At 69.7% G+C, this 21,294-nt stretch carries 19 protein-coding genes; 11 read left to right on the top strand and 8 right to left on the bottom strand.

All coding sequences use genetic code 11. The features are described 5' to 3' along the window. The first annotated feature begins 72 nt into the window (after positions 1-72). Complete coding sequence (locus E3O49_RS14255; protein ID WP_198416058.1) at positions 73-2,091, top strand: glucose PTS transporter subunit IIA; 2,019 nt, start codon at positions 73-75, stop codon at positions 2,089-2,091. Positions 2,092-2,263: 172 nt separating this feature from the next. Here E3O49_RS14255 and E3O49_RS14250 read toward each other — a convergent pair whose 3' ends face one another. After that, the gene (locus E3O49_RS14250) at positions 2,264-2,677 is read right to left on the bottom strand and encodes a GreA/GreB family elongation factor (protein ID WP_134368148.1); all 414 of its coding nucleotides are present in this window, start codon (positions 2,675-2,677) and stop codon (positions 2,264-2,266) included. Between the two features lie 229 nt (positions 2,678-2,906). Further along, positions 2,907-4,115: a sulfatase-like hydrolase/transferase gene (locus tag E3O49_RS14245; protein WP_134368149.1), complete on the bottom strand. Its 1,209-nt coding sequence runs from the start codon at positions 4,113-4,115 to the stop codon at positions 2,907-2,909. Positions 4,116-4,251: 136 nt separating this feature from the next. Here E3O49_RS14245 and E3O49_RS14240 point away from each other — a divergent pair, with 136 nt between their 5' ends. Next, entirely contained in the window at positions 4,252-4,635 is a 384-nt protein-coding gene (locus E3O49_RS14240) for a DUF1304 domain-containing protein (RefSeq protein ID WP_134368150.1), read from the top strand. Positions 4,636-4,770: 135 nt separating this feature from the next. Here E3O49_RS14240 and E3O49_RS14235 read toward each other — a convergent pair whose 3' ends face one another. From E3O49_RS14235 to E3O49_RS14225, 3 genes are all read right to left on the bottom strand, one after another. Further along, a complete protein-coding gene (locus tag E3O49_RS14235) occupies positions 4,771-5,172 on the bottom strand; it encodes a DUF1294 domain-containing protein (RefSeq protein ID WP_134402609.1) in 402 nt (133 codons plus the stop codon). 15 nt (positions 5,173-5,187) lie between these two features. Further along, complete coding sequence (locus E3O49_RS14230) at positions 5,188-6,519, bottom strand: M20/M25/M40 family metallo-hydrolase (RefSeq protein ID WP_134368152.1); 1,332 nt, start codon at positions 6,517-6,519, stop codon at positions 5,188-5,190. A 300-nt stretch (positions 6,520-6,819) separates the two neighbouring features. Further along, positions 6,820-7,617 (bottom strand): gamma-glutamyl-gamma-aminobutyrate hydrolase family protein, encoded by a 798-nt coding sequence (locus E3O49_RS14225; protein ID WP_134368153.1) that lies wholly within the window; start codon positions 7,615-7,617, stop codon positions 6,820-6,822. A 236-nt stretch (positions 7,618-7,853) separates the two neighbouring features. Here E3O49_RS14225 and E3O49_RS18875 point away from each other — a divergent pair, with 236 nt between their 5' ends. From E3O49_RS18875 to E3O49_RS14185, 8 genes are all read left to right on the top strand, one after another. Beyond that, positions 7,854-9,929 (top strand): TPM domain-containing protein, encoded by a 2,076-nt coding sequence (locus E3O49_RS18875; protein ID WP_134451805.1) that lies wholly within the window; start codon positions 7,854-7,856, stop codon positions 9,927-9,929. An 80-nt stretch (positions 9,930-10,009) separates the two neighbouring features. Then, positions 10,010-10,741: a PspA/IM30 family protein gene (locus E3O49_RS14215; protein ID WP_134368155.1), complete on the top strand. Its 732-nt coding sequence runs from the start codon at positions 10,010-10,012 to the stop codon at positions 10,739-10,741. A gap of 120 nt (positions 10,742-10,861) precedes the next feature. Next, complete coding sequence (locus E3O49_RS14210; protein WP_134434854.1) at positions 10,862-11,695, top strand: arginase family protein; 834 nt, start codon at positions 10,862-10,864, stop codon at positions 11,693-11,695. A 129-nt stretch (positions 11,696-11,824) separates the two neighbouring features. Further along, the gene (locus tag E3O49_RS14205; RefSeq protein WP_241978718.1) at positions 11,825-12,643 is read left to right on the top strand and encodes a crotonase/enoyl-CoA hydratase family protein; all 819 of its coding nucleotides are present in this window, start codon (positions 11,825-11,827) and stop codon (positions 12,641-12,643) included. 81 nt (positions 12,644-12,724) lie between these two features. After that, positions 12,725-14,173 carry a dihydrolipoyl dehydrogenase family protein gene (locus E3O49_RS14200; RefSeq protein ID WP_134368157.1) on the top strand — a complete coding sequence of 483 codons (1,449 nt, stop codon included), beginning with the start codon at positions 12,725-12,727 and terminating at the stop codon, positions 14,171-14,173. Positions 14,174-14,394: 221 nt separating this feature from the next. Then, positions 14,395-14,754, top strand: coding sequence for a Fe-S oxidoreductase (locus tag E3O49_RS14195; protein WP_134402614.1), 360 nt, complete (start codon positions 14,395-14,397; stop codon positions 14,752-14,754). A gap of 30 nt (positions 14,755-14,784) precedes the next feature. Continuing rightward, positions 14,785-15,627 (top strand): SDR family NAD(P)-dependent oxidoreductase, encoded by an 843-nt coding sequence (locus E3O49_RS14190; protein WP_134368159.1) that lies wholly within the window; start codon positions 14,785-14,787, stop codon positions 15,625-15,627. 131 nt (positions 15,628-15,758) lie between these two features. Continuing rightward, positions 15,759-16,181 carry a DUF302 domain-containing protein gene (locus tag E3O49_RS14185; protein ID WP_134368160.1) on the top strand — a complete coding sequence of 141 codons (423 nt, stop codon included), beginning with the start codon at positions 15,759-15,761 and terminating at the stop codon, positions 16,179-16,181. A 130-nt stretch (positions 16,182-16,311) separates the two neighbouring features. Here the strand turns inward: E3O49_RS14185 and E3O49_RS14180 are convergent, their stop codons facing one another. The 3 genes from E3O49_RS14180 to E3O49_RS14170 form a co-directional block, all read right to left on the bottom strand. Beyond that, complete coding sequence (locus E3O49_RS14180; RefSeq protein WP_134402615.1) at positions 16,312-17,808, bottom strand: catalase; 1,497 nt, start codon at positions 17,806-17,808, stop codon at positions 16,312-16,314. After that, positions 17,805-18,341 carry a Fur family transcriptional regulator gene (locus tag E3O49_RS14175; protein WP_134368162.1) on the bottom strand — a complete coding sequence of 179 codons (537 nt, stop codon included), beginning with the start codon at positions 18,339-18,341 and terminating at the stop codon, positions 17,805-17,807. The genes E3O49_RS14180 and E3O49_RS14175 overlap by 4 nt, the downstream gene beginning before the upstream one ends. An 85-nt stretch (positions 18,342-18,426) precedes the next feature. Next, a complete protein-coding gene (locus tag E3O49_RS14170; protein ID WP_241978717.1) occupies positions 18,427-19,005 on the bottom strand; it encodes a MarR family winged helix-turn-helix transcriptional regulator in 579 nt (192 codons plus the stop codon). A 62-nt stretch (positions 19,006-19,067) separates the two neighbouring features. Between E3O49_RS14170 and E3O49_RS14165 the strand changes: the two genes are divergently transcribed. Further along, the gene (locus E3O49_RS14165; protein WP_134451803.1) at positions 19,068-21,179 is read left to right on the top strand and encodes an MMPL family transporter; all 2,112 of its coding nucleotides are present in this window, start codon (positions 19,068-19,070) and stop codon (positions 21,177-21,179) included. The last annotated feature ends 115 nt before the right edge of the window (positions 21,180-21,294 follow it).

The following is a 21,294-nucleotide window of genomic DNA, read 5'->3' as shown; positions in this document are numbered from 1 at the left end:
GCCAGAACCGTCGTGCAGAGCTGCACCATGCGGGAATCACATCTCTCGCTTCAACACCCTAAGGAGCCCCAGGTGGCATCGAAACCCGCTGCAGACATAATTAATAGTATTGGAGGGGCCGACAACATCGTCGGCTTCACCCACTGTGCCACCCGACTGCGTTTCACGCTGAAGGACGCATCGGGGATCGATCAAGCGGCCGTTGAGGCGATACCCCTGGTCTTGGGTGCGGTTCCGCAGACGGGCAACCGCTACCAGGTTGTCATCGGCGGAGCAGTCGAGACCGTTTACAACGACATTATGGCGCTTCCCGAGATGAAGAATCACGGCACGGGCGACAGCATTGCCGATGTGAAGGCCGCGGAGCGCGCGAAGGGCCCCCGCGGAAAATTCGCCGCGCTCGACACCTTCTTCGAGATCCTGTCCGACTCCTTCCGCCCGATCCTGGGCGCGCTGCTGGGCGCATCCCTGTTCATCACGTTCATGGCCTTGATGGCAACCCTCGGCGTCATTCCGGCCTGGAACGCCCCGGGCGTGACCCTCGACCCGTCCTGGCAGTTCATCAACCTGATGTGGCAGGGCGTTTTCGTCTTCCTGCCGCTCATGGTTGCCTACAACGCTTCCAAGCGGCTCGGCGCCGACCCCTGGGTCGGATTCGGAATCATGGCCGTCGTCATGCTGCCGGGCTTCGCCGCTCTGGGACAGACGGCAGGTGCAGAATCCGTCTTCGGCGGCCACGCATCCGTCGTTCAGATCTTCGGACTGCCGCTGACCGTCACAGACTACAGCTCGCAGGTTTTCCCGCCGCTGATGATGGCCGCTGTGCTCGGTCTACTGACGAAGGGTCTCAAGAAGATCATTCCGTCCAGCGTGCAGCTGATCTTCGTGCCGTTCCTCAGCATGCTGATCATGATCCCGCTGACCGCCTTCCTGATCGGCCCGATGGGCGTCTACGGCGGTGCCGGTCTCGGTAACTTCCTCAAGTCGATCAACGATTTCTCGCCGTTCATCTTCGCGGTTGTCATTCCGCTGGCCTACCCGTTCATGGTTCCGCTCGGCCTGCACTGGCCCCTGAACGCGATCATGCTTCTCAACATCCAGTCCCTCGGCTATGACTTCATCCAGGGCCCCATGGGTGCATGGAACTTCGCGTGCTTCGGCGCAACTGCCGGCGTGCTGTTCCTCGCCATCCGTGAAAAGGACCGCCTGATGAAGCAGACGGCAACGGGCGCGCTCGCGGCCGGCCTCCTCGGTGGCATCTCTGAACCGTCGCTCTACGGAATCCACCTGCGGTTCAAGCGCATCTACCCGCGCATGCTCGTCGGTTGCCTCGTCGGTGGCGTCATCATCGGCCTCGGCGGTGGCGTGAAGACAAGCGCATTCGTCTTCACCTCGCTGTTGACCATCCCCGCGTTCGACAACATCCCGCTCTATGCGGGTGCCGTCGCTGCATCCTTCATCACCGCGATGGTCCTCGTGATCATCTCCGGCTACAAGACTCCCGAGCAGAAGGCGGAAGCTTCCGCTGCGATCGCCCTGGCCGCTGAGTCGAATGAAGACGCGGCATTTGCCTCGAACGCTGCAGCACCGGTTGTTGCCGGTGGCACCGGCACGGCGACCGCAGTCGCCACCCTGCTGGCAACGATCGGTTCACCGGTCGCCGGTATCGTGGTTCCGCTCGCCGACGTTCCCGACCCCGTGTTCAGCAAGGGCATCGTCGGAATCGGAGTCGGAGTGGATCCGACCGAGGACACCGTCTATGCACCCGCTGCGGGCAAGGTCGTCGTCGCTCAGCCGACCGGTCACGCTTTCGGCCTGCTGCTCGACAGCGGTGTGGAACTGCTCATTCACGTGGGCATCGACACCGTGAACTTGGCCGGCAAGGGATTCGACGTGAAGGTAGCCGCGGGGGACCGGGTTGAGGCGGGCACTCCGCTGGTGACCTTCGACCGCAAGGTGATCGAGGATGCCGGCTACTCGCTGGTGACCCCGGTCCTGGTGACGAACCCCCGCAAGTTCGGCTCGATCGACGAGGTATCCTCTGGTCAGGTGACGGCCGGAGCCCCGCTCATCACGGTCGCTGCCAAGTAAGACAACTCAGTAGGACACCCCCAGTCAAAAGGTGGGCAGAGAATTCTCTGCCCACCTTTTGCTGTCTAGACCGGCGGTGGTTCCGCGACAGGCGCTTCAGACTCAAGCCCACGGATGAATGTGGCCGGCTCGGTCAGGAACGGCCGCCCGCGCCTGTGGATTTTCTCTCCGACTATCCTTTGTAGGGAGCGGCCGCCAGAATCTCGATCTGAATGCCGGCTCTGGCCGGGGTGTCGTAGGTGACGATGTCGCCGACCCGGCTTCCGATGATGGCCTGGCCGACCGGGGACGACGGGGAGTAGACATCGACTCCCACGTTAGGGTCGAGTGCAACGAGTTCCCGTTGGCCGAGAAGAAAGACCGTGGCGCGGGTGTCCCCGGAGATCATCGCCGTGATCCTCATCCCGGGTTCCACCAGGCCGTCATCCGGTTTGATCGAGGCTTCTGCCTGACTGAGGGTCTTGCGCAGTTCGCGCACCCGCTCGAGGGTGGCGCGGTCGGGATTGGGGTGGGTGGCCAGGCGCGCGAGTTCCTCCGTCAAGTGAGCGAGCGCGTTGGGTGGTATCCAGACTGATTCGGCGGTCATGGGTTGCTCCGTAACTTCGAACTTCGCGAACGGCCATTGCTCCGCGCAATGATGAATGCAACAGGCTACTCGCGTGAGGCGTGATCCAGGCGGAATCGGCCTGAGTGGGCGTGTTCGTTCACGCACGCCGTTGGGCCGCAGCACCCCTGTCGGGTCCGCCGAGCCGTGAGCAGATCTCCTTAAAGCTTAAGAGAAGGGGGCGAAAGTCACGGCTCGGCGGAGATTTGGCTCAGGTCGACCAGAGGCCGGGCACGACGACCACCAGGCGGCATCGCGGACAGCGATGACAGGACTCGAGCCCCTCGGCGGTGTCCACGCCGTCCTCCGTCATCTCGACGCCGCAGGCGGGACAGGCCAGCCCATCACCGTCGAACCCGATTTCTGTCATCCATCCAGTGTGCGCCACTCCGCTGTGCCGGACGCGCGGGCTTTTGCTCGCGGCGGTGTCACGGCGCACCTTATGGGCGCCGGCGCACGTTCTATGCTGCGCCGGCGTCCACAGGGTGCGCCGCGAACCTGGCTCCGCCGGGACGCTCGCCACCCGGTAGACCTCCCAGCCGGTCGCGTCGAGCTCGGACAGCTTCTCCGCGGTGATGGGCTCACCGAAGGGCATCCCGGCCTCCGCGAACGACGGGCCAGGCCAGGGGCAGACGGCGCGCCATCCGTCATGGTAGATCGCCCGGTGGCCGAGCATCTCGAAGTACTGGGTGTGGTGCCGGGTGGGCGCCGACTGGTCGTTGAGCGTGTCGACGAAACTCACCCCCTGCAGGGGCGACTGGGTGACGCCCCTGCTGGTGGCCGGGGGCTTGACCTCGAGCAGGTCGAGCAGGGTGGGGACCATGTCCTCCGGGGTCTTCGGCGGGTCGACCTGGTGGTTGTCGTAGACCAGGTCTGGGTACCACTGACTGGTATCGCCGCCCAGGAAGCCGTAGAAACGTTCGAACCCCCGGGCAAGCGGCCACCGGGTGTACGGACCGGCGGCGGTCTCCTGGTTGCTCGGCGTCAGGTGCCATTTGCCCACCATGAAGGTGTTGTAGCCCTGCTCGAGCAGCATTTCGGAGAGGAATCCGTTCTCGAACGGGATGACCCCGTCGTAGCCGGGGTACCCCGAGGCGAGCTCGGTGATCGCGGCCATGCCGTTGCTGTGGTGGTTGCGCCCGGTGACGATGCACGAACGGCTCGGCGAGCACAGCGCCGTCGTGTGCATGTTGTTGTACCGCACCCCGGATGCCGCGAGGGCGTCGAAGTTCGGTGTGGCGATCGGGCCGCCGTAGCAGCCGAGCTGGCCATAGCCGGTGTCGTCCAGCACGATGGTCAGCACGTTCGGGGCATCTTTCTTCGCCCGGATGGGCGCCGGCCAGGCCGGACTCGACTCGTCGGTCGTTCGGCCGATCACGCCGGGGAACGGCGTTCCGGGCTCGTATTCCACAATTCCCATGACATCCTCCAGGTCGCTCGAGACCAGGCGCGGCGCCAAGACTGAGACATCTAGCAGGGTTGCACGCGGGGAAAAGGTGTCAAGTGGTTACGGCGCTTCTGGACCGGCGGCGGCCTCGTCCCCTTAGGCTGCTCGGATGAGCATCCTTGCCGGCGTCTTCGTCGCCCTCGCCGCCATCCTGCACGGCTACATCTTCCTGATGGAGAGCGTCTGGTGGACCAGACCGGCCACCTGGAAACGCTTCAACTTGACCAGCCAGGCGGATGCCGACACCACCCGTTCCCTGGCCTACAACCAGGGCTTCTACAATCTGTTCCTCGGCGTGGGTGCGGCCATCGGCCTGGTCCTGTACTTCAGCGGCGAGACTGCCGCCGGCGCAGCCCTGATCCTCTTCACGACCGGCGCGATGGTGCTCGCGGCCACCGTGCTCACCACGACCGGACCCGGCTACCTACGGGCGGCGCTCATCCAGGGCACGCTGCCGCTGATCGGATTCGTGCTGTTCGCGTTGGCGCGCTGAAACCGGCCCCGCGCTCCCCGGCGCGCGCCGAGTTCGCCCGTTCCGGTCGAGTTCGCCTCGCACGCCGGTCGAACTCGACCGCAAGTGTCGAACTCGGCGGGGCTCGCAAGCGAGCCGGGGTACTGAGCGAGCCTGTCAGCCGGCGAGCACCCCGTAGAGCAGCGGCGAGAAGCAGGCCACGAAGACCACCGCGTTGACGATCACGCTCCCCCAGAATGCGGAGCGGAAACTGGCCTTCTGGGTCTTGTGGCGCAGCGTCTGCTGAGCGACGATCGCGCCGGGCCAGCCGCCGGCCAGCCCCAGCAGGAGCAGAGTGCTCTCCGAGACCCGCCAGCGGCCGTTCTGTGCGGCGGACTTGTCCACCGCGTAGAAGACGAAGCAGGCGACGCTCACGACGAGGTAGAGCCCGGCGACCCAGAGCGGCACCGGCCGGTACAGGCCGACGACCAGGTAGATCGCCAGGAACGCGGGGATGGCGAGGTAGGAGACGGCTCCGGAGTTGGCGCGGGAGCGCATCCGTCGCCGCCTGGTCTGCATGGTTCGATTCACGGGTCAGTCGAGGAAGTCGCGCACGACGGTGTCGAGGGCTGCGACGGTGAGAGCGATGGAACCGATGTCGATGCGCTCGTCGTTGCCGTGGAACAGCTGGCGGAACGTGCCGTAGTCCCAGTGGCGACTCAGCAGCGCGAACCCGTAGGCGGGGATGCCGCGCCGGCGGTAGAAGCGGGCGTCGGAGCCGCCGACGCTGAGCACCGGGAGCAGGTCGGCGTCGGGATAGGCGCGGCGCACGGCCTTGCCGAGCGAGTGGAACAGCGGCGTGTCGACCGGGGACCGGGTGGCGGCGGCGAAGTCGTCCCCCTCGATTGTGACGTCGTCGGCCAGGTCGCCGAGGGCGTCCCGCAGGTAGGCGTCGACGTCGGCGGCCGCGATGTCGGGCAGCACCCGGATGTCGAGGGTGATCGTGGCGAGCGCCGGGATCACGTTGTCCTTGACGCCGGCCCGCACGATGTTGGGCGAGATGGTGGTGTGCGTCGACGCGTGGGCGAAGCCCGCCAGCACGCCGAGTTCGTTCAGGGCGTCATCGATCCGGGCGGGGTCGAGCAGCCGTTCGGCGAGCGGTGCGTCCAGGTGCAGGGCCGCGACGTAGTGCCGCCAGTCGGTGGTGATCTGCACCGGGGCGCGGTAACGGGCCAGCCGTTGCACGGCATCCGCTGCGATCACGGCGGCGTTTCGGGCGCCCCACGGGGCCGACCCGTGACCCGGTGTGCCGCGCACGACCAGGCGTCGCCCGGCGATGCCCTTCTCGCCGACCGCGGCGGAGATCAACGGCCGGGGGCCGACCATGGCGCCGCCGGACTCGGTCAGCACGTAGTCGGCGTCGATCAGGTCGAGCCGGTTCTCGGTGAGCCATTCCACCCCGAGCCGGCTGCCGTCCTCCTCGTCGGCGACGGCCGCGAAGATGAGGTCGCCGCGGGGGCGGAACGAACCCGTCGCGATGGCGCGGGTGACGACCGCGTAGCTGGCGGTCAGGTAGAGCATGTCGAGGGCGCCGCGCCCCCAGATTTCACCGTCGACGATCTCGGCCGCGAACGGGTCGCGGGTCCAGCCGCCGTCGCTGACCGGGACCACGTCGAGGTGGCCTACCAGGGCGAGCGAGGGCGCCGTGGGGTCGGTGCCGGGGATGCGGGCGATCAGGGACGCGCGTCCCGGGTGCGGTTCGACGACCTCGAGGTCGAGCCCGGACCCGGCGAAGAACCCTTCCAGCGTGCGCACGCTGCGGATCTCGCCGCCCGAATCGGGGCTGCCGTCGTTGACGCAGGCGTTGCGGATGAGGTCGCGCAGCAGGTTGATGGTCTGCCGGGTGAGGGCTTCCTGGTCGCTCATGCGCGGGTGCGGCCGCTGGGCACGGCATTCGGTTCGATGATGGGACCGGTCCTTTCGGAAGTGCCTGAACTCTACCCGGTGCCGTCGCCGGCGGATGACGCGTCGCATGCCGAGGCGCGGCATCCGGTGCGCCCGTTCCGGCACCGGTCCGCCCGCCGGGTGGGCGCCGAACCAATTCGACGGAGATTTTGCCGAAAAAGGGCGTTTTCAGGGGTGTTCGGGCCCGATTGGGGCAAAATCTCCGTCGAATTCGTTAGGGGCGGGGCTTGGGGTGCGGGGTGGCGTGCGCGGCGAGGGGGCTCAGGCGGCGAGCTGCTCGGCGACGCGGGCCGGGGCCAGCTGGGTCTGCAGGGCGGCCAGTAGCAGCGGCAGCTGCTCGGCGGGGGAATCCGGGGCCTCGGGGTGCCACTGCACGCCCGTGATCGGGGCGGAGGCGTGCTCGATGGCCTCGACCAGACCGTCCGGGGCCACGCCGGCCGGCGACAGGCCCTCGCCGAGCCGGCCCACGCACTGGTGGTGCGCGCTCTGCACCGAGATCCGGGTGGCGCGGAGGCTGCCCTGTAGTGTGCTGCCGGCGATCAGCCGAACCGGGTGCTCGCTCAGGATCCGGTCGATGGGCACTCCCACGTTGCGGTGGATGCCGTCCTCGATGTGCTGCACGATCGTGCCGCCGAGGGCCACGTTGATGATCTGCAGGCCCCGGCAGATGCCGAGCAGCGGGGTGCCGCGGTCCAGGGCCCGCCGCACGAGGGCGATCTGGCCGGCATCCGCCGTCTCGTAGTGGCGGGTTTCGCCCTCGTACCCGGTGTAGCCGCCGTAGAACCGGGGCGCGATGTCTTCACCGCCCATGATCAGGATGGCGTCGCAGGCATCCGTCGCCGTGAGCAGCTCGGGGGTGGTCAGGTCGGCCGCGGCCACCCGGGTGACCTGCCAGCCGCCGCGCTCCCCGGCGGTCACGGCGTTCCCGATCAGCACCTGCACCTTGGCGTGGTACTCGGGCAGGTCGGGCCGGTGACGGGTGACTTCGACGACGGCCAGCCGCGGCGCGGAGGCGGGAGCGGAGGCGGGGTAGGGCGGCGAGCTGAATGCTGAGGTCATGGTCGCCTTCCGCTGCCGGTTCCGGGGGTGGGGTGTCGCACCAGTCTGCAGGGAACCCGCCCGCGGGCCCCGCGGAGCCGTAACAGGGCGCAACAGACCGGGCGCAACGCAGCCCGCGCAACCGCGCACCGGCCGCGCACCCGCAGCGCGCCGCGCACGGTGGACTCGCCCCGCACACCGCTCTATGCTCGAAAAAGGAACCCCTGAGCATCGATACTGTGTGAGGAAGTGGGCCCATGCGGTCACGGTGGCTGATCCCGGTAGTCGTGGCAGCGGCCTGCGTCTGCGCCCCTCCCACGGTCGCGTGGGCCGAGGACCCGGTCACGTTCGGGGCCAGCCACATCGCCGACCCGGCGGGTGCCGTCACCGAACGCAGCGACGAGGTCACCGCGGCCCTGGACAAGCTGTATGCCGACACCGGAACCGACCTCTTCGTGGTCTACGTCGACAGTTTCACCGGCGTCTCAGACCGCACGCAGTGGGCCGACAAGACCGCCGACAACAACGGGCTGGGCACGAACGACGTGCTGCTGGCCGTCGCCACCGGCGACCGGGAGTACCAGCTGTCGGTCGCACCCGACTTCGCCCTGACGGATGCCCAGCTGACCGAGGTCGAGACCGTCGCCATCGAACCGGCCCTGCGCGAGAACGACTGGGCGGGAGCCGCCATCGGGGCCGCCGACGGCCTCGCCGCCAGCCTGCAGGGCCAACCGGTCACCGCGCCCGCGATCACGCCGGGTAGCGCCCCCGGCGGCAGCGGGGCCGGCGGGGGCGGCGGCTTCCTCGTCCTGGCGTTCGTGGTCATCGCCGTGATCGTGCTCCTGATCGTGGGCCTGGTGCTGTACTTCGTCCTCCGCGGCCGCCGCAAGGGCGCCCTGTCCGCCGGGGGCGCTCCGGCGACCGGGCTCCCGGCGCTGCCGACCCCCGAACTCAAACGGCGCGCCGCGAGCACCCTGGTGCAGACCGACGACGCGATCCGTTCCAGTGAGCAGGAACTCGGCTTCGCGATCGCCCAGTACGGCGCCGCCGCCACGGATGCCTTCCAGGCCACCCTGGTCACGGCGAAGGCCCAGCTCACCCAGGCCTTCGAACTGCAGCAGCAGCTCGACGACGCCATCCCCGACTCCGAGGAGCAGAAGCGGGCCTGGTACGGCGCGATCATCGACCTCTGCGGCCAGGCCAACGCCGCCCTGGACGCGCAGGCCGACAGCTTCGACGAGCTGCGCCAGCTGGAGAAGAACGCGCCGGAGATGGCGGCATCCGTCGCCCGGAAGGCCGCCGCCGTCTCCGACCGAGTGGCGTCCGCCGAGGCCGCCCTCGCTGCGCTCGGGGCCCGCTACTCCGAGGAAGTGCTGGGCACGGTCGCCGACAACGCCCGCGAGGCCCGGGAGCGGCTGGCGTTCACCTCGACCGCGCTGACCGAGGGCGGAACGCGGCTGGCCGGCGGCGACACGGCCGCCGCCGCCGTCGGCATCCGTGCCGCCGAGGAATCCGTCGACCAGGCGACGTTGCTGCTCGACGCGGTGGACCGGCTGGGTGCCGACCTGCAGGCGGCCGACCAGAGCGTCGCCGGCACGGTCGCCGAGCTGCAGTCCGACATCATCACGGCGCGCGGCCTGCCGACCGACACCCCCGCGTCGGCCGCGCTGCCCGGAGCGATCGAGCAGGCCGAGCAGACGCTGGCCGAGGTCACAACCCGGCTCGGCGCCGGCCACGTCAATCCGCTGGAACTGATGCGCCTGCTCGACGCCGCCAACACCCAGATGGATGCCGCGCTGCAGGGCGTGCGGGACGCCGTCGCCCAGGCCCAGCGCGCCCAGGCCGCCCTGAACCAGAACCTGCTGGCGGCGCGCGGCCGGGTGTCGGCCGCGGAGGACTTCATCACCGCCCGCCGCGGGGCCGTCGGCGCGGAGGCCCGGACCCGGCTGGCCGAGGCGGGACGGCTCCTGGTCGAAGCCGAATCCACGGCGGCCACCGACCCTCCCGCAGCCCTCGCGGCCTCCCAGCGCGCCAACGCCCTCGCCGCGGACGCCATCGCCCGCGCCCGAAACGATGTGGACGGGTTCGCCGGCCAGGGCGCCCGCGGTGCCGGCTACGGAGGCGGAGGCGGCGACAACGGCACGATGGGCGCCATCCTCGGCGGCATCCTGATCAGCTCGATCCTGTCCGGCGGCGGAGGCGGCCGGAGCGGCGGCATGTTCGGCGGCGGGGGCGGGGGCGGTCGCCGAGGCGGGGGCGGCGGCTTCGGCATCCCCGGCGGTTTCGGCGGCGCGGGCGCCCGGTCACGCCGCGGCGGCGGGGGCAGGTTCTAGGCGCCGGGCACATCCGTTTCACACCACTTCCCGACACAATGGAAACATCCGTTCATCCGGACATTCGAAAGGACACCGCAATGACGAAACAGTCAATCTTCGGCCGCATCTCCCAGCTGGCCAAGGCGAACATCAACGCGCTTCTGGACTCCGCGGAGGACCCGAAGCGCATGCTCGACCAGATGGTGCGCGACTACACCAACAGCATCGCCGACGCGGAGAGCGCCATCGCAGAGACGATCGGCAATCTGCGCCTGCTCGAGGACGATTACCGCGAAGACGTCGAGGCGGCGAGCGAGTGGGGCAGCAAGGCCCTGGCAGCCAGCCGCAAAGCGGATGAACTGCGTTCGGCCGGCAACGCGGCCGACGCGGACCGCTTCGACAACCTCGCCAAGGTGGCCCTCGGACGCCAGATGCAGTCCGAGAAGGAAGCGAAGCAGGCCGAGCCGCAGATCGCCTCGCAGACCGCCGTCGTCGCCCAGCTCAAGGACGGCCTGAACAAGATGAAGGAGAAGCTGAACCAGCTCTCCTCCAAGCGCAACGAACTGATCGCCCGCTCGAAGACCGCCGAGGCGCAGACCAAGGTGATGGATGCCGTCAAGAGCATCGACATCATGGATCCCACCAGCGAGGTCAGCCGTTTCGAAGACAAGATCCGCCGCGAGGAAGCCCGCGTGCGCGGTGCCAACGAGCTGGCCGCATCGAGCCTGGACGCCCAGTTCGAAAGCCTCGAAGACCTCGGCGAGCTCTCCGAGGTCGACGCCCGGCTCGCCGCCATGAAGGCCGGCGGAACCAGCTCCATCACGCAGTAGCAACGCTCCGGGCCTCCGCTCGGGGCGCAACCGGGTGCCGACGGGAACATCCCGCCGGCGCCCGTCTCTGTGCCCGCAGAAATCTCCCGCGGAATCAGGGTCTTGGAGCATACTGAGGAGATGGCTCCCACCTTCGTTGTTGTGCCGCAGTGGCAGGGTTCGGTTTCTCCGCGCGCGATGCGCCTGAGTGACGGGGCGGAGGCGATCCGGGGCGACCTTCCCTCGTCGGCGACCCGGGAGGTTCCCGTGCCGGTCGAGGCCGGAGATTCGCAGGGCACCGGCATCGACCGCTTCTCCACCCTGGTCACGGTGCGGGAGCGCCTCGCGGCCACGCTCCGCGGCAGCACCGACGCGGTGCTGACGATCGGCGGCGACAACGGGATCTCCCTCGCCGCCGTCGAACACGCCGCGCGGGAGCATCCGGGTCACCTGGCCCTGGTCTGGCTCGACGCGCACCCGGCCCTGCACACCCCGGAGTCCTCGCCCTCCGGCGGGTTCGCCGGCATGGTGCTGCGGGCCATCACCGGCGAGGGGGCCGAGGGTCTGACCCTCGGCGCCGACGACCGCATCCCGCTGGAGCGGGTCGTGATCGGCGGCGCCCGGGACATCGACCCGGCCGAAGCCGACCTGATTCAGGAACTCCGGATCGTGAGCCTCCCGATCGGGGACCTGGACACCCCCGATGCATTGGTCGCCGCCGTGCTCGCCACCGGGGCAACGGCGTTCTACCTGCACCTGGACCTGAACGTGCTGGACCCGTCCGTGCTGGGCGGCCTGGCCGACCTGTACCCGTTCGGGTTGAGCGTCGAGGCGCTGAACGCGGCGATCACCGCCCTGCGGGCGAACTTCGAGCTGGCCGGAGCCACCATCGCCGGCTTCTCGCCGTCGTCACCGGAAGCGGCCAGCGACGACCTCCCCAGCATCCTGCGCATCATCGGCGCCCTGACCCGCTGACGAAGTCGGCCCGGTCTCGACCGAGGCCCCATTAACCCGCTCTGACCCGGCCTTGCGCTCACCGACCCGGCGGCACACCCGTAGCATAGGACCGACGCGCCGAGCGTCACGACGCCAAAGGAGGCATCCGTGAACGAGCAGATTTCCGGTTCCGAGCAGTCCGGTCCCGAACCAAGGATCATCACGGAGCGGCGCGGACACGTGTTCCTGATCGGGTTCAACCGACCGGAGAAGCGCAACGCCGCCGACTTCGCCCTGCTGCAGCAGCTGGCCCTCGCCTACGGTGAGCTCGAACGCGACCCCGAGCTGCGGGTCGGCCTCGTTTACGCCGTCGGCGACCATTTCACGGCCGGTCTCGACCTGGCGGACGTCGGGCCGAGGATCGGGCCGGACGGCCTCGACATGGTGCCCGAAGGCGGCATCCACCCGTGGCAGGTCGACGGGCGGAGCGTGTCCAAACCGGTGGTGATGGCGGTGCAGGGCACCTGCCTCACCCTCGGCATCGAGCTCATGCTCACCAGCGACATCTCCGTCGCGGCCGAGTCGACCCGGTTCGGCCAGATCGAGGTGGCCCGCGGCATCCTGCCGTTCGGCGGCGCCACCATTCGCTTCCCGCGCGCCGCCGGCTGGGGCAATGCGATGCGCTGGCTCCTCACCGGCGACATGTTCGACGCCGCGGAGGCTCACCGGATCGGTCTCGTGCAGGAGGTCGTGCCGGACGGCACCCAGTTCGACCGTGCGCTGGAACTGGCCGAGCGGGTCGCCGCCCAGGCGCCGCTCGCCGTGCAGGCGACCCTCGCGAACGCCCGCACCGCCGTGCGCGACGGCGCCGCGGCCGCCGAGGCGGAGCTGCAGCCAGCCCTGGCCCGCCTGGCCGCGACCGAAGATTCCCTCATCGGCATGGAAGCCTTCGTGACCCGGAAGCCCGCGACCTTCGTCGGCCGCTGAGCCGCTCCCGAAGCACCGACCGACGCACTGACCGACGCACTGACCGAAGTACTGACCGCACCACTGACCGAGGAGAGACGGATGCCCGCCGCCAGCAGCAGCACCTATGACGTGATCGTGATCGGCGCCGGCGCCGTGGGTGAGAACGTCGCCGACCGCACCAGCTCGTCCGGGTTGCGCACCGTCATCGTCGAGGCCGAACTGGTCGGCGGCGAGTGCTCCTACTGGGCCTGCATGCCATCGAAGGCCCTGCTGCGCAGCGGCGCCGCCCTGGCCGCAGCCCGGCGTGTGGGCGGGGCCGTCGAGGCTGTGACCGGCGACGTGGATGTCGCGGCGGTGCTGCGCCGCCGCGACGCCATCACGCACGACTGGTCGGACGAGAGCCAGGTTCGCTGGCTGGAGAAGGCCGGGATCGCCCTGGTGCGCGGCCACGCCCGCCTCAGCGGCGTGCGCGAGGTGACCGTGACCTCCGCCGACGGCCGGGCGACCGTGCTGACCGCCACGCACGCGGTGGTCATCAGCACGGGATCCGCGGCCCTGCTGCCGGACATCCCCGGCCTGGCCTCCGTCTCGCCGTGGACCAGCCGCGAGGCGACCAGCGCCCGGGGCATCCCGGACAGCCTGGCCATCATCGGCGGCGGCGTGGTCGCCGCCGAGATGGCCACCGCGTACGCCTCCCTCGGCGCGGAGGTCACCATGATCGTGCGCGGAGGCCTGCTGAGCACACAGGAGCCCTTCGCCGGCGAACTCGTCACGGCGGCGCTGCGGGCCGGCGACGTCACCGTGCTCACCGGCGTCTCGACCACCGGGGCCGCCCGCAACGGTGACGGCGACGTGACCCTTACCCTCTCCAACGGCACCCGGGTCACCGCGACCGAGGTGCTCGTGGCCACCGGCCGGTTGCCCCGCACCCGGGACGTCGGGCTGGAGACGGTCGGCCTCGTCCCGGGCGACTGGCTCGAGGTCGACGACACCCTGCTCGTGCAGGGCTCCTCCCCCGAGCTGGCCGGGGCCTGGCTCTACGCCACCGGCGACGTCAACCACCGGGCCCTGCTCACCCACCAGGGCAAGTACCAGGCGCGGGCGGCCGGCGATGTGATCGCGGCCCGGGCCGCCGGCACGCCCGTCGACGACCAACCGTGGGGCACCCACGCCGCCACCGCCGACCATGCGGCCGTGCCGCAGGTCACCTTCACCGACCCCGAAGTCGCGTCTGTCGGGCTGACCCGGGACGCTGCCGAGAGGGCAGGGTTCCACATCCGGGTGCTGGACTACAACCTCGGCTGGGTGGCCGGGGCATCCGTGCACGCCGACGACTACACCGGGTCGGCGCGTGCCATCGTGGACCTGGACCGCGAGGTTCTGCTCGGCGTCACCTTCGTCGGGCCGGATGTCGCGGAGTTGCTGCACGCGGCGACCATCGCCGTGGTCGGCGAAGTGCCGATCCGCCGGCTGTGGCACGCCGTTCCGAGCTACCCGACCCTGAGCGAGGTCTGGCTGCGCCTGCTCGAGGAGTACGGGCGCCCCTGATCGGCGGGCCGGGCCGCCGGCCGCCGTCCCCCGTCCCCTCGGCCCCCTCGCCCTCGTGCCCCGAAGGCTCCCGCCCGTCGCGGCGCACGTTGTGGACGCGGGCGCGGGCTAGAACCACCGCCGCCACGCTCAACCTGCGCCGCGGAGTCACAGTCGAGCGTCACCGTCGAGGATCATCGGATACTCAGCCTTCTGCCGCGGGGGCCGCCTACGCTGGTGGGGTGCGCCGCATCCTGTTCGACTCCCCCATCAGCCGGGCCGGCTACCTCTACGCCACCACGGTGGGCCTGGTCTGGGGTTCGATCTGGAGCACCGGCACGGTCGAGCGCCGAGGCGGCCTCGTCGTCTTCCGTGGGATGCCCGCCTGGACCTTCGGCCGCGGCGGATCCTGCGTCGGCGCCTGCTACCTGACCAACCAGAACGTGTCGACGGCGATCCTCGAGCACGAGGCCGTGCACAAACGCCAGTGGCAGCGCTTCGGCATGGTCTTTCCGCTGCTCTACCTGGTGGCCGGCCGCAATCCGCTGCGCAACCGCTTCGAGATCGAAGCCGGCCTCGAGAAGGGCGGCTATGCCAGGTAACACCGAATCACTCGACCCAGGGGGACCAGAATGACCGCACGAACAATCCTGATCACCGGCGCCAGCGACGGGATCGGCACCGCCGCCGCCCGCGCCCTCGGCCGGGACGGCGACCGCGTCGTGATCGTGGGCCGCTCCCCCGCCAAGACCGCCGCCGTGGCCGCGGAGCTCGGCGCGGACTTCTTCGTCGCCGACTTCGCCCGCCTGGACGAGGTGCGCACCCTCGCGGCGCAGCTGCTGGAACGCTACCCCCGGATCGACGTGCTCGCCAACAACGCCGGCGGCATCATGGGCAATCGCGAAACGACCGTCGATGGCTACGAGTTGACCTTCCAGGTCAACCACCTGGCCCCCTTCCTGCTGACCACGCTGCTAATGGAGCGGCTCGTCGCCAGCCAGGCCCGGGTGATCAACACGTCCAGCGCCGCCAACCTGCTCTTCGGAAAGATCGACCTCGACGATCTGCAGGCCGAGACGAAGTACTCCGCCAACAAGGCGTACGGCGACGGCAAGCTCGCGAACATCCTCTTCACCAGAGAGCTCCACCACCGCTTCCACGACCAGGGAATCAGCACGGCCGCCTTCCACCCCGGCGTGGTCGCGACGAGCTTCTCCACCGGGTCGACCACCCTGATGCGGCTGATCTACCGCACCCCGCTCAAGCGACTGCTGCTCGGGGCGGAACAGGGCGCCGACACCCTGGTCTGGCTGGCGACCGCGAAGCCCGGGACCGACTGGGTGTCAGGCGAGTACTACGAGAAGCGCGTCATCCAGAAGGCCAACAAGCAGGCCTACGACCCTGCCCTGGCCGCGGCGCTCTGGGAGCAGAGCGCCGCCCTGGTCACCGGGCACGCCGCGCCCCTGCCCGGCTAGATCCACGCGCGATTCACACCGGATTCGTGTTGGTCACCCGGCGCGGTGGCGCGCGGGTGGTCTGGCGCGCATGATGGTTCCAGAACAGGCCGCCCGACCCTGAACGCGGGCCCGGCCGACAGGAGGACACGATGACCTACGCACACACGATCACGGTGGACGCACCGTTCGACGAGGCGGTCCAGCTGACCCGGGTGGCCCTCGCCGCCCAGGGCTTCGGGGTGCTGTCTGAAATCGACGTGCACGCCACCTTCGCGGAGAAACTCGGCGCGGACGCGGCCCAGACGGTCGGCGATTATCTGATTCTCGGCGCCTGCAACCCGGGGCTGGCACGGCGGGCGATCATGGCCGACCCCGAGATCGGCGCCCTGCTCCCCTGCAATGTGGTCGTGCGACGCGGTCCCGACGCCGAAGCCACCACCGTGCAAGCCATCAATCCAGCCATCATGGTGCAGCTCAGCCACGCCCCGGAGATCGCGTCCGTCGCGGCCGATGCGGACAGCCGGTTGCGGGCCGCCCTCCTCGCGGTGCAGGGCGGCCCGGCCCGCGCCTGAAGCCGGCGACTCCACGCGTGCCTGCCCCTCCGCGTGCCCATCCGGGCGGCGCCCCGGGCACGCGCAACGCCCGGCCTCGAGAGAGACCGGGCGTTGCGTGCGAACGGATGCCGCGGTGCCGCGGGTCCCGCTACTCGACGGGGTAACCGGATGCGGCCTCGGCCAGCAGGTCGGCTTCGGCCCAGGTCGCGAGGTTCGCGCGCAGCTTCACGCCGAGGTCGGCGTCGACGCTGGTCCAGTACGCGATGGCCCGCTCGGTCACCTCGGGGCGCTGGACCCCGCTGATGGCGCCGGTGATCGTGTCCAGGAAACGTGCCTTGGCCGCGTCGTCGTAGACGTCGCGGTACAGCGTGCCGGCCTGGCCGAAGTCGCTGTCATCGCTGCGCAGCTTCGCCGCGGCGCGCAGGAGCTCGCCGTCGTTCTCCCAGCCGCCTTCCGCCGCGAGCAGCGGGTCGGCCACCGGGCCGCCGAGCGAGTTTGGCGCGTAGTTCGGCGCGGTCGGCGGGTTGTAGTGGTGGCGCGCCGCGCCATCCTGCGAGTAGTTATTCACCGGCGACTTCGGCGCGTTGACGGGCAGCTCGGCGAAGTTCGTGCCGACGCGGTATCGCTGGGCGTCCGGGTAGGAGAAGATGCGCGCCATCAGCATCTTGTCGGGGCTGGCCGCGATGCCGGGAACGAAGTTCGCCGGGGAGAAGGCCGCCTGCTCGATCTCGGCGAAGAAGTTCTCCGGGTTGCGGTTGAGGGTGTGCGTGCCGATCTTTATCAGCGGGAAGTCGGCGTGCGGCCAGACCTTCGTGATGTCGAACGGGTTGTAGCGGTAGGTCTTGCCCTCTTCGTAGGGCATGACCTGCACCGACACGTCCCAGGAGGGGAAGTCGCCGGCATCGATGGCGTCGGAGAGGTCGCGACGGTAGTAGTCGGCGTCGGCGCCGGCGATGAGCTCGGCCTCCGAGCCCTCCATCTCGATGTTGCCCTGGTTGGAGGTGAAGTGGTACTTGACCCAGAAGCGCTCACCGGCGGCGTTGATCCACTGGTAGGTGTGCGAGCCGAAGCCGGGCATCTCGCGCCACGAGCGCGGCAGACCGCGGTCGCCCATCAGGTACGTGACCTGGTGCGCGGACTCCGGGGACAGAGTCCAGAAATCCCACTGCATGGTCGCGTCGCGCAGGCCGGAGCCCGGCAGGCGCTTCTGCGAGTGGATGAAGTCGGGGAACTTGATGCCATCGCGGATGAAGAACACCGGGGTGTTGTTGCCGACGATGTCGTAGTTGCCCTCGGAGGTGTAGAACTTCACCGAGAAGCCGCGCACGTCGCGCCAGGTGTCGGGGCTGCCCTGCTCGCCGGCGACGCTGGAGAAGCGCTGCAGGGTCTCGGTGGTGGTGCCGGGCTGGAAGACCGCGGCGCGGGTGTACGCGGACACGTCCCCGGTGACCTCGAAGACGCCGTGTGCTCCGCCGCCCTTGGCGTGCACGATGCGCTCCGGGATGCGCTCCCGGTTGAACTGGGCTAGTTTCTCGACCAGGTACCGGTCGTGCAGGGCCGTGACACCGTCGGTTCCGACGGTCAGGGAGTGCTCGTCGCTGGCGACGGGGGTTCCCGTCTGCGTGGTGGTGGGCTTGATAGTCATCGTGCTCCTTTGTTCGACAGCTGGGCAGGTGCGGTAAGTGTGGGGTCGACCGGCGTGGCGCCGATCGGGGTGGGGTCGGTGCCGGCCGCTTCGCTCTGGCAGTCGGGGCAGAGGCCCCAGTAGGTGACCTCGGCCGTGTGCACGGCGAAGCCGGACGCGTTGGCGGGAGTGAGGCAGGGGGCGTCGCCCACGGCGCAGTCCACATCGTGCACGGCGTTGCAGCGGGTGCAGACGATGTGGTGGTGGTTGTCGCCGACCCGGCGCTCGAACAGGGCCGAGGACCCGGCGGGCTCGATCTTGCGCGCGATTCCGGCAGCGGTGAAGGCCGCCAGAACACCGTAGACCGCCTGCAGGGACGTGCCGGGAAGCTGCAGCCGCACGGCAGTGAAGAGCCGTTCTGCCGTGGAGTGCGGGGCATCCGTCAAGGCCCGGAGCACGGCCAGGCGGGGCGCGGTGACCTTGAGGTTCGACGCACGGATGCTCGCGTCGAGGGGCTCCGGCGCCCCGGCCTGCGTCACCTCTGTCCCCGTCATGCCTCCACGCTAACAGTTGTTTTGATTCCCTCAAAACAAGGCCACCCTCACCACGCCCCGCCCGCGGCGGGCGGGCCGGTCTCGGCTAGGCCGCGGGGCGACTGCCGGGCAGCGCCGGCCCGCCGTCTAGCAGGGAGTCGCGATAGACACCCACGACCCGCGCGAGGAACTCCGCAACGACGTTCCGCTCGGCCGCCGACAGGTCTTCCGCCAGCGCGGCCACGCCGCCGATCACGGGCCGCAGCTCCTCGAAGGCGCGGACCACCGACGAGGGGGCCGGCACCACGACCACCTTGCGGCGGTCCGAGGCGTGCGGATGCCGCTGCGCATGCCCGAGTGCGACCAGGCGGTCGACCACGAGGGTGGTCGCCGCGGTCGAGATGTCCAGGCGGCGCGACAGCTCGCTCGGGGTCAGCGGCCCCTCCTGCATCAGGTGCTCCATCGCGGAGAGGTCGGTCGAGTTCACCTCGAGGGCCTGCCCGACCTGGCGTTCAAAGGCGCGCGAGAGCTGCACGATCTCGTGCAGACAGACTCCGATCGCGGCGGCGGGCGGCAGTGAGGCAGCGGCCGGGCCCGGGCGGGCGGCAGTGGCCGGGGTGACGCCTGCGGGCGCACCGGAAGCGCCCGTCTCAGACCCGGGAACGAACTTGCGGCGTTCATCCATATGGCCATACTATTACGAGACATAGCTAGGGCGCCTAGCAATCAGGCTAATTGGAGGAAATCGTGATTGCGATTCTGCGGTTCATCACCGGTCGAGGCACGGCCTGGATCGTCCTGGCCGCGACGGCCGTCGCCGTCGGCCTGCTGTTCACGCTCCTCCCGGCCAATGATTCGGAGGAGTTTCCCAGCTCGGGCCTCCCCTCCTCGAGCCAGGCCGCCCAGGTCGACAAGCTCCTCACCGAGTTCCCCTCCGCGAAGCAAACCTCCGCCATCGTGGTCTGGAGCCGGGACGGCGCCGAGCTGACCGACGCGGACATCGCCGCGATCACCGAGCGCGGCGCCGCCCTCGGCGAGCAGTCCACCGCGCCGCGGGCCACGACGCCGCAGTTCAGCTCGGACCAGCAGGCCGCCCTCAGCGTCGTGCCCCTGGATGCGGACACGGCCAACGCCGACATCGGGCAGACGGCCGCCGACATCCGTGCCGCCGCGTCGAAGGATCTCCCGGCGGGTCTGACCGCCTATGCCACCGGGGCCGTCGGGTTCCAGTCCGACATCACCAACGCCTTCGCCGGGGCCGACCTGCGACTGCTGCTCGTCACCGTGATCGTGGTGGCCGTGCTCCTGATCGTGACCTACCGCAGCCCGGTGCTCTGGATCGTCCCCCTCGTCGTCGTCGGCCTGGCCGACGGCCTCGCCGCGGTCGTCGTCGGCGCCCTCGCGCAACCGTTCGGCATCACCCTCGACCCGTCGGTGGCCGGCATCCAGTCGGTGCTGGTCTTCGGCGCCGGCACCAACTACGCCCTGCTGCTCGTGGCCAGGTATCGCGAGGAACTGCTCCGCACCGAGAGCCGCAACGACGCCATGCTGACCGCGGTCCGCGGCGCCGGCCCGGCCATCGCGGCCAGCGGCGGCACGGTGGCGCTGAGCCTGCTCACCCTGCTGTTCGCGGAACTGTCGGGCAACCGCGCGCTCGGCTTCGCCTGCGCGATCGGCGTGGTCATCGCCATCCTCTTCGCCCTGATCGTGCTGCCGTCCGCGCTCGTGGTCTGCGGGCGCGGGCTGTTCTGGCCGTTCGTGCCGCGGTTCGTGCCGGGGGCCGGCACCGAGCTGCGCCCGGGGTTCTGGACCCGGCTCGGCCGCGGCGTGCAGCGACGACCGGTGCTGATCACTGCCGTCTCCATCGTTGGGCTCGGCGCCCTCAGCCTCGGGCTGATCGGCGCATCCGTCGGCCTCTCCCAGGCCGACCAACTGCTCGGCAAGCCCGAGTCCGTTCAGGCGCAGGCCATCGTCGAAGAATCCTTCTCGGCCGGTCTGACCAGCCAGACCATCGTTCTGGTACCGGATGCCGCGGCCGCCGAGGCCGGCACGCTCGCCGAACAGACCCCCGGCATCGACTCAGTGCAGCCGGGCGAGAGCGCGAACGGCCTGACCCGCCTCAATCTCTCCCTCGCGAGCGAACCGGGCAGCGACGCGACCTTCGCCACCATCGGAAACCTCCGCGGGGTCTACGCCGACGCGCCCGGCGAGGCGTCGAAGGCGCTGGTCGGCGGCAGCGACGCCACCGCGTTGGACAACAAGACGAGCGCCAGGTCCGACCAGGACCTGATCATCCCGATGATCCTGGCCATCGTGTTCGCCATCCTGGCCCTGCTCCTGCGGTCGCTGGTGGCCCCCGTGCTGCTGATCGGGAGCGTTCTGGCCACCTTCTTCGCCAGCCTCGGCGCCTCCAACTGGATCTTTCAGAACCTGATGGGCTTCCCGGCCTTCAACACGAACGTGGTGCTGTTCGCGTTCCTGTTCCTTGTGGCCCTGGGCGTGGACTACAACATCTTCCTCACCACCCGGGCCCGGGAAGAGAGCATGGCGCACGGCACGAAGGAGGGCATGGTTCGCGCCCTCTCGTCGACCGGCGCGGTGATCACGAGCGCCGGCATCCTGATCGCCGCCGTCTTCGCGGTGCTGGGCGTGCTGCCCGTGGTGGCGCTGACCCAGATCGGTGTCATCGTCTGCATCGGCGTGCTGCTGGACACCCTGGTGGTGCGCACCCTGGTGGTGCCCGCGCTGGTGTTCCTCACCGGCGACCGGTTCTGGTGGCCGTCCCGCCCGGCCGCGAACGCGGCACCGGCCGAGCGTCCGTCCAGCGCCGCGGCCCCCCGCACGACGCAGCGCGTCTAGCCGGCGAGCCCGCGCGCCCGGCCCCGCTCCTAACGAATTCGACGGAGATTTTGCCCGAATCGGTCCCAAACAGTCCGTAATCGTGTTTTTAAAGCAGTTTCTCCGTCGAATTGGT

Source organism: Cryobacterium shii, assembly GCF_004402595.1.
Lineage (GTDB): Bacteria > Actinomycetota > Actinomycetes > Actinomycetales > Microbacteriaceae > Cryobacterium > Cryobacterium shii.
This window is presented reverse-complemented; position numbering and strand designations above follow the sequence as displayed.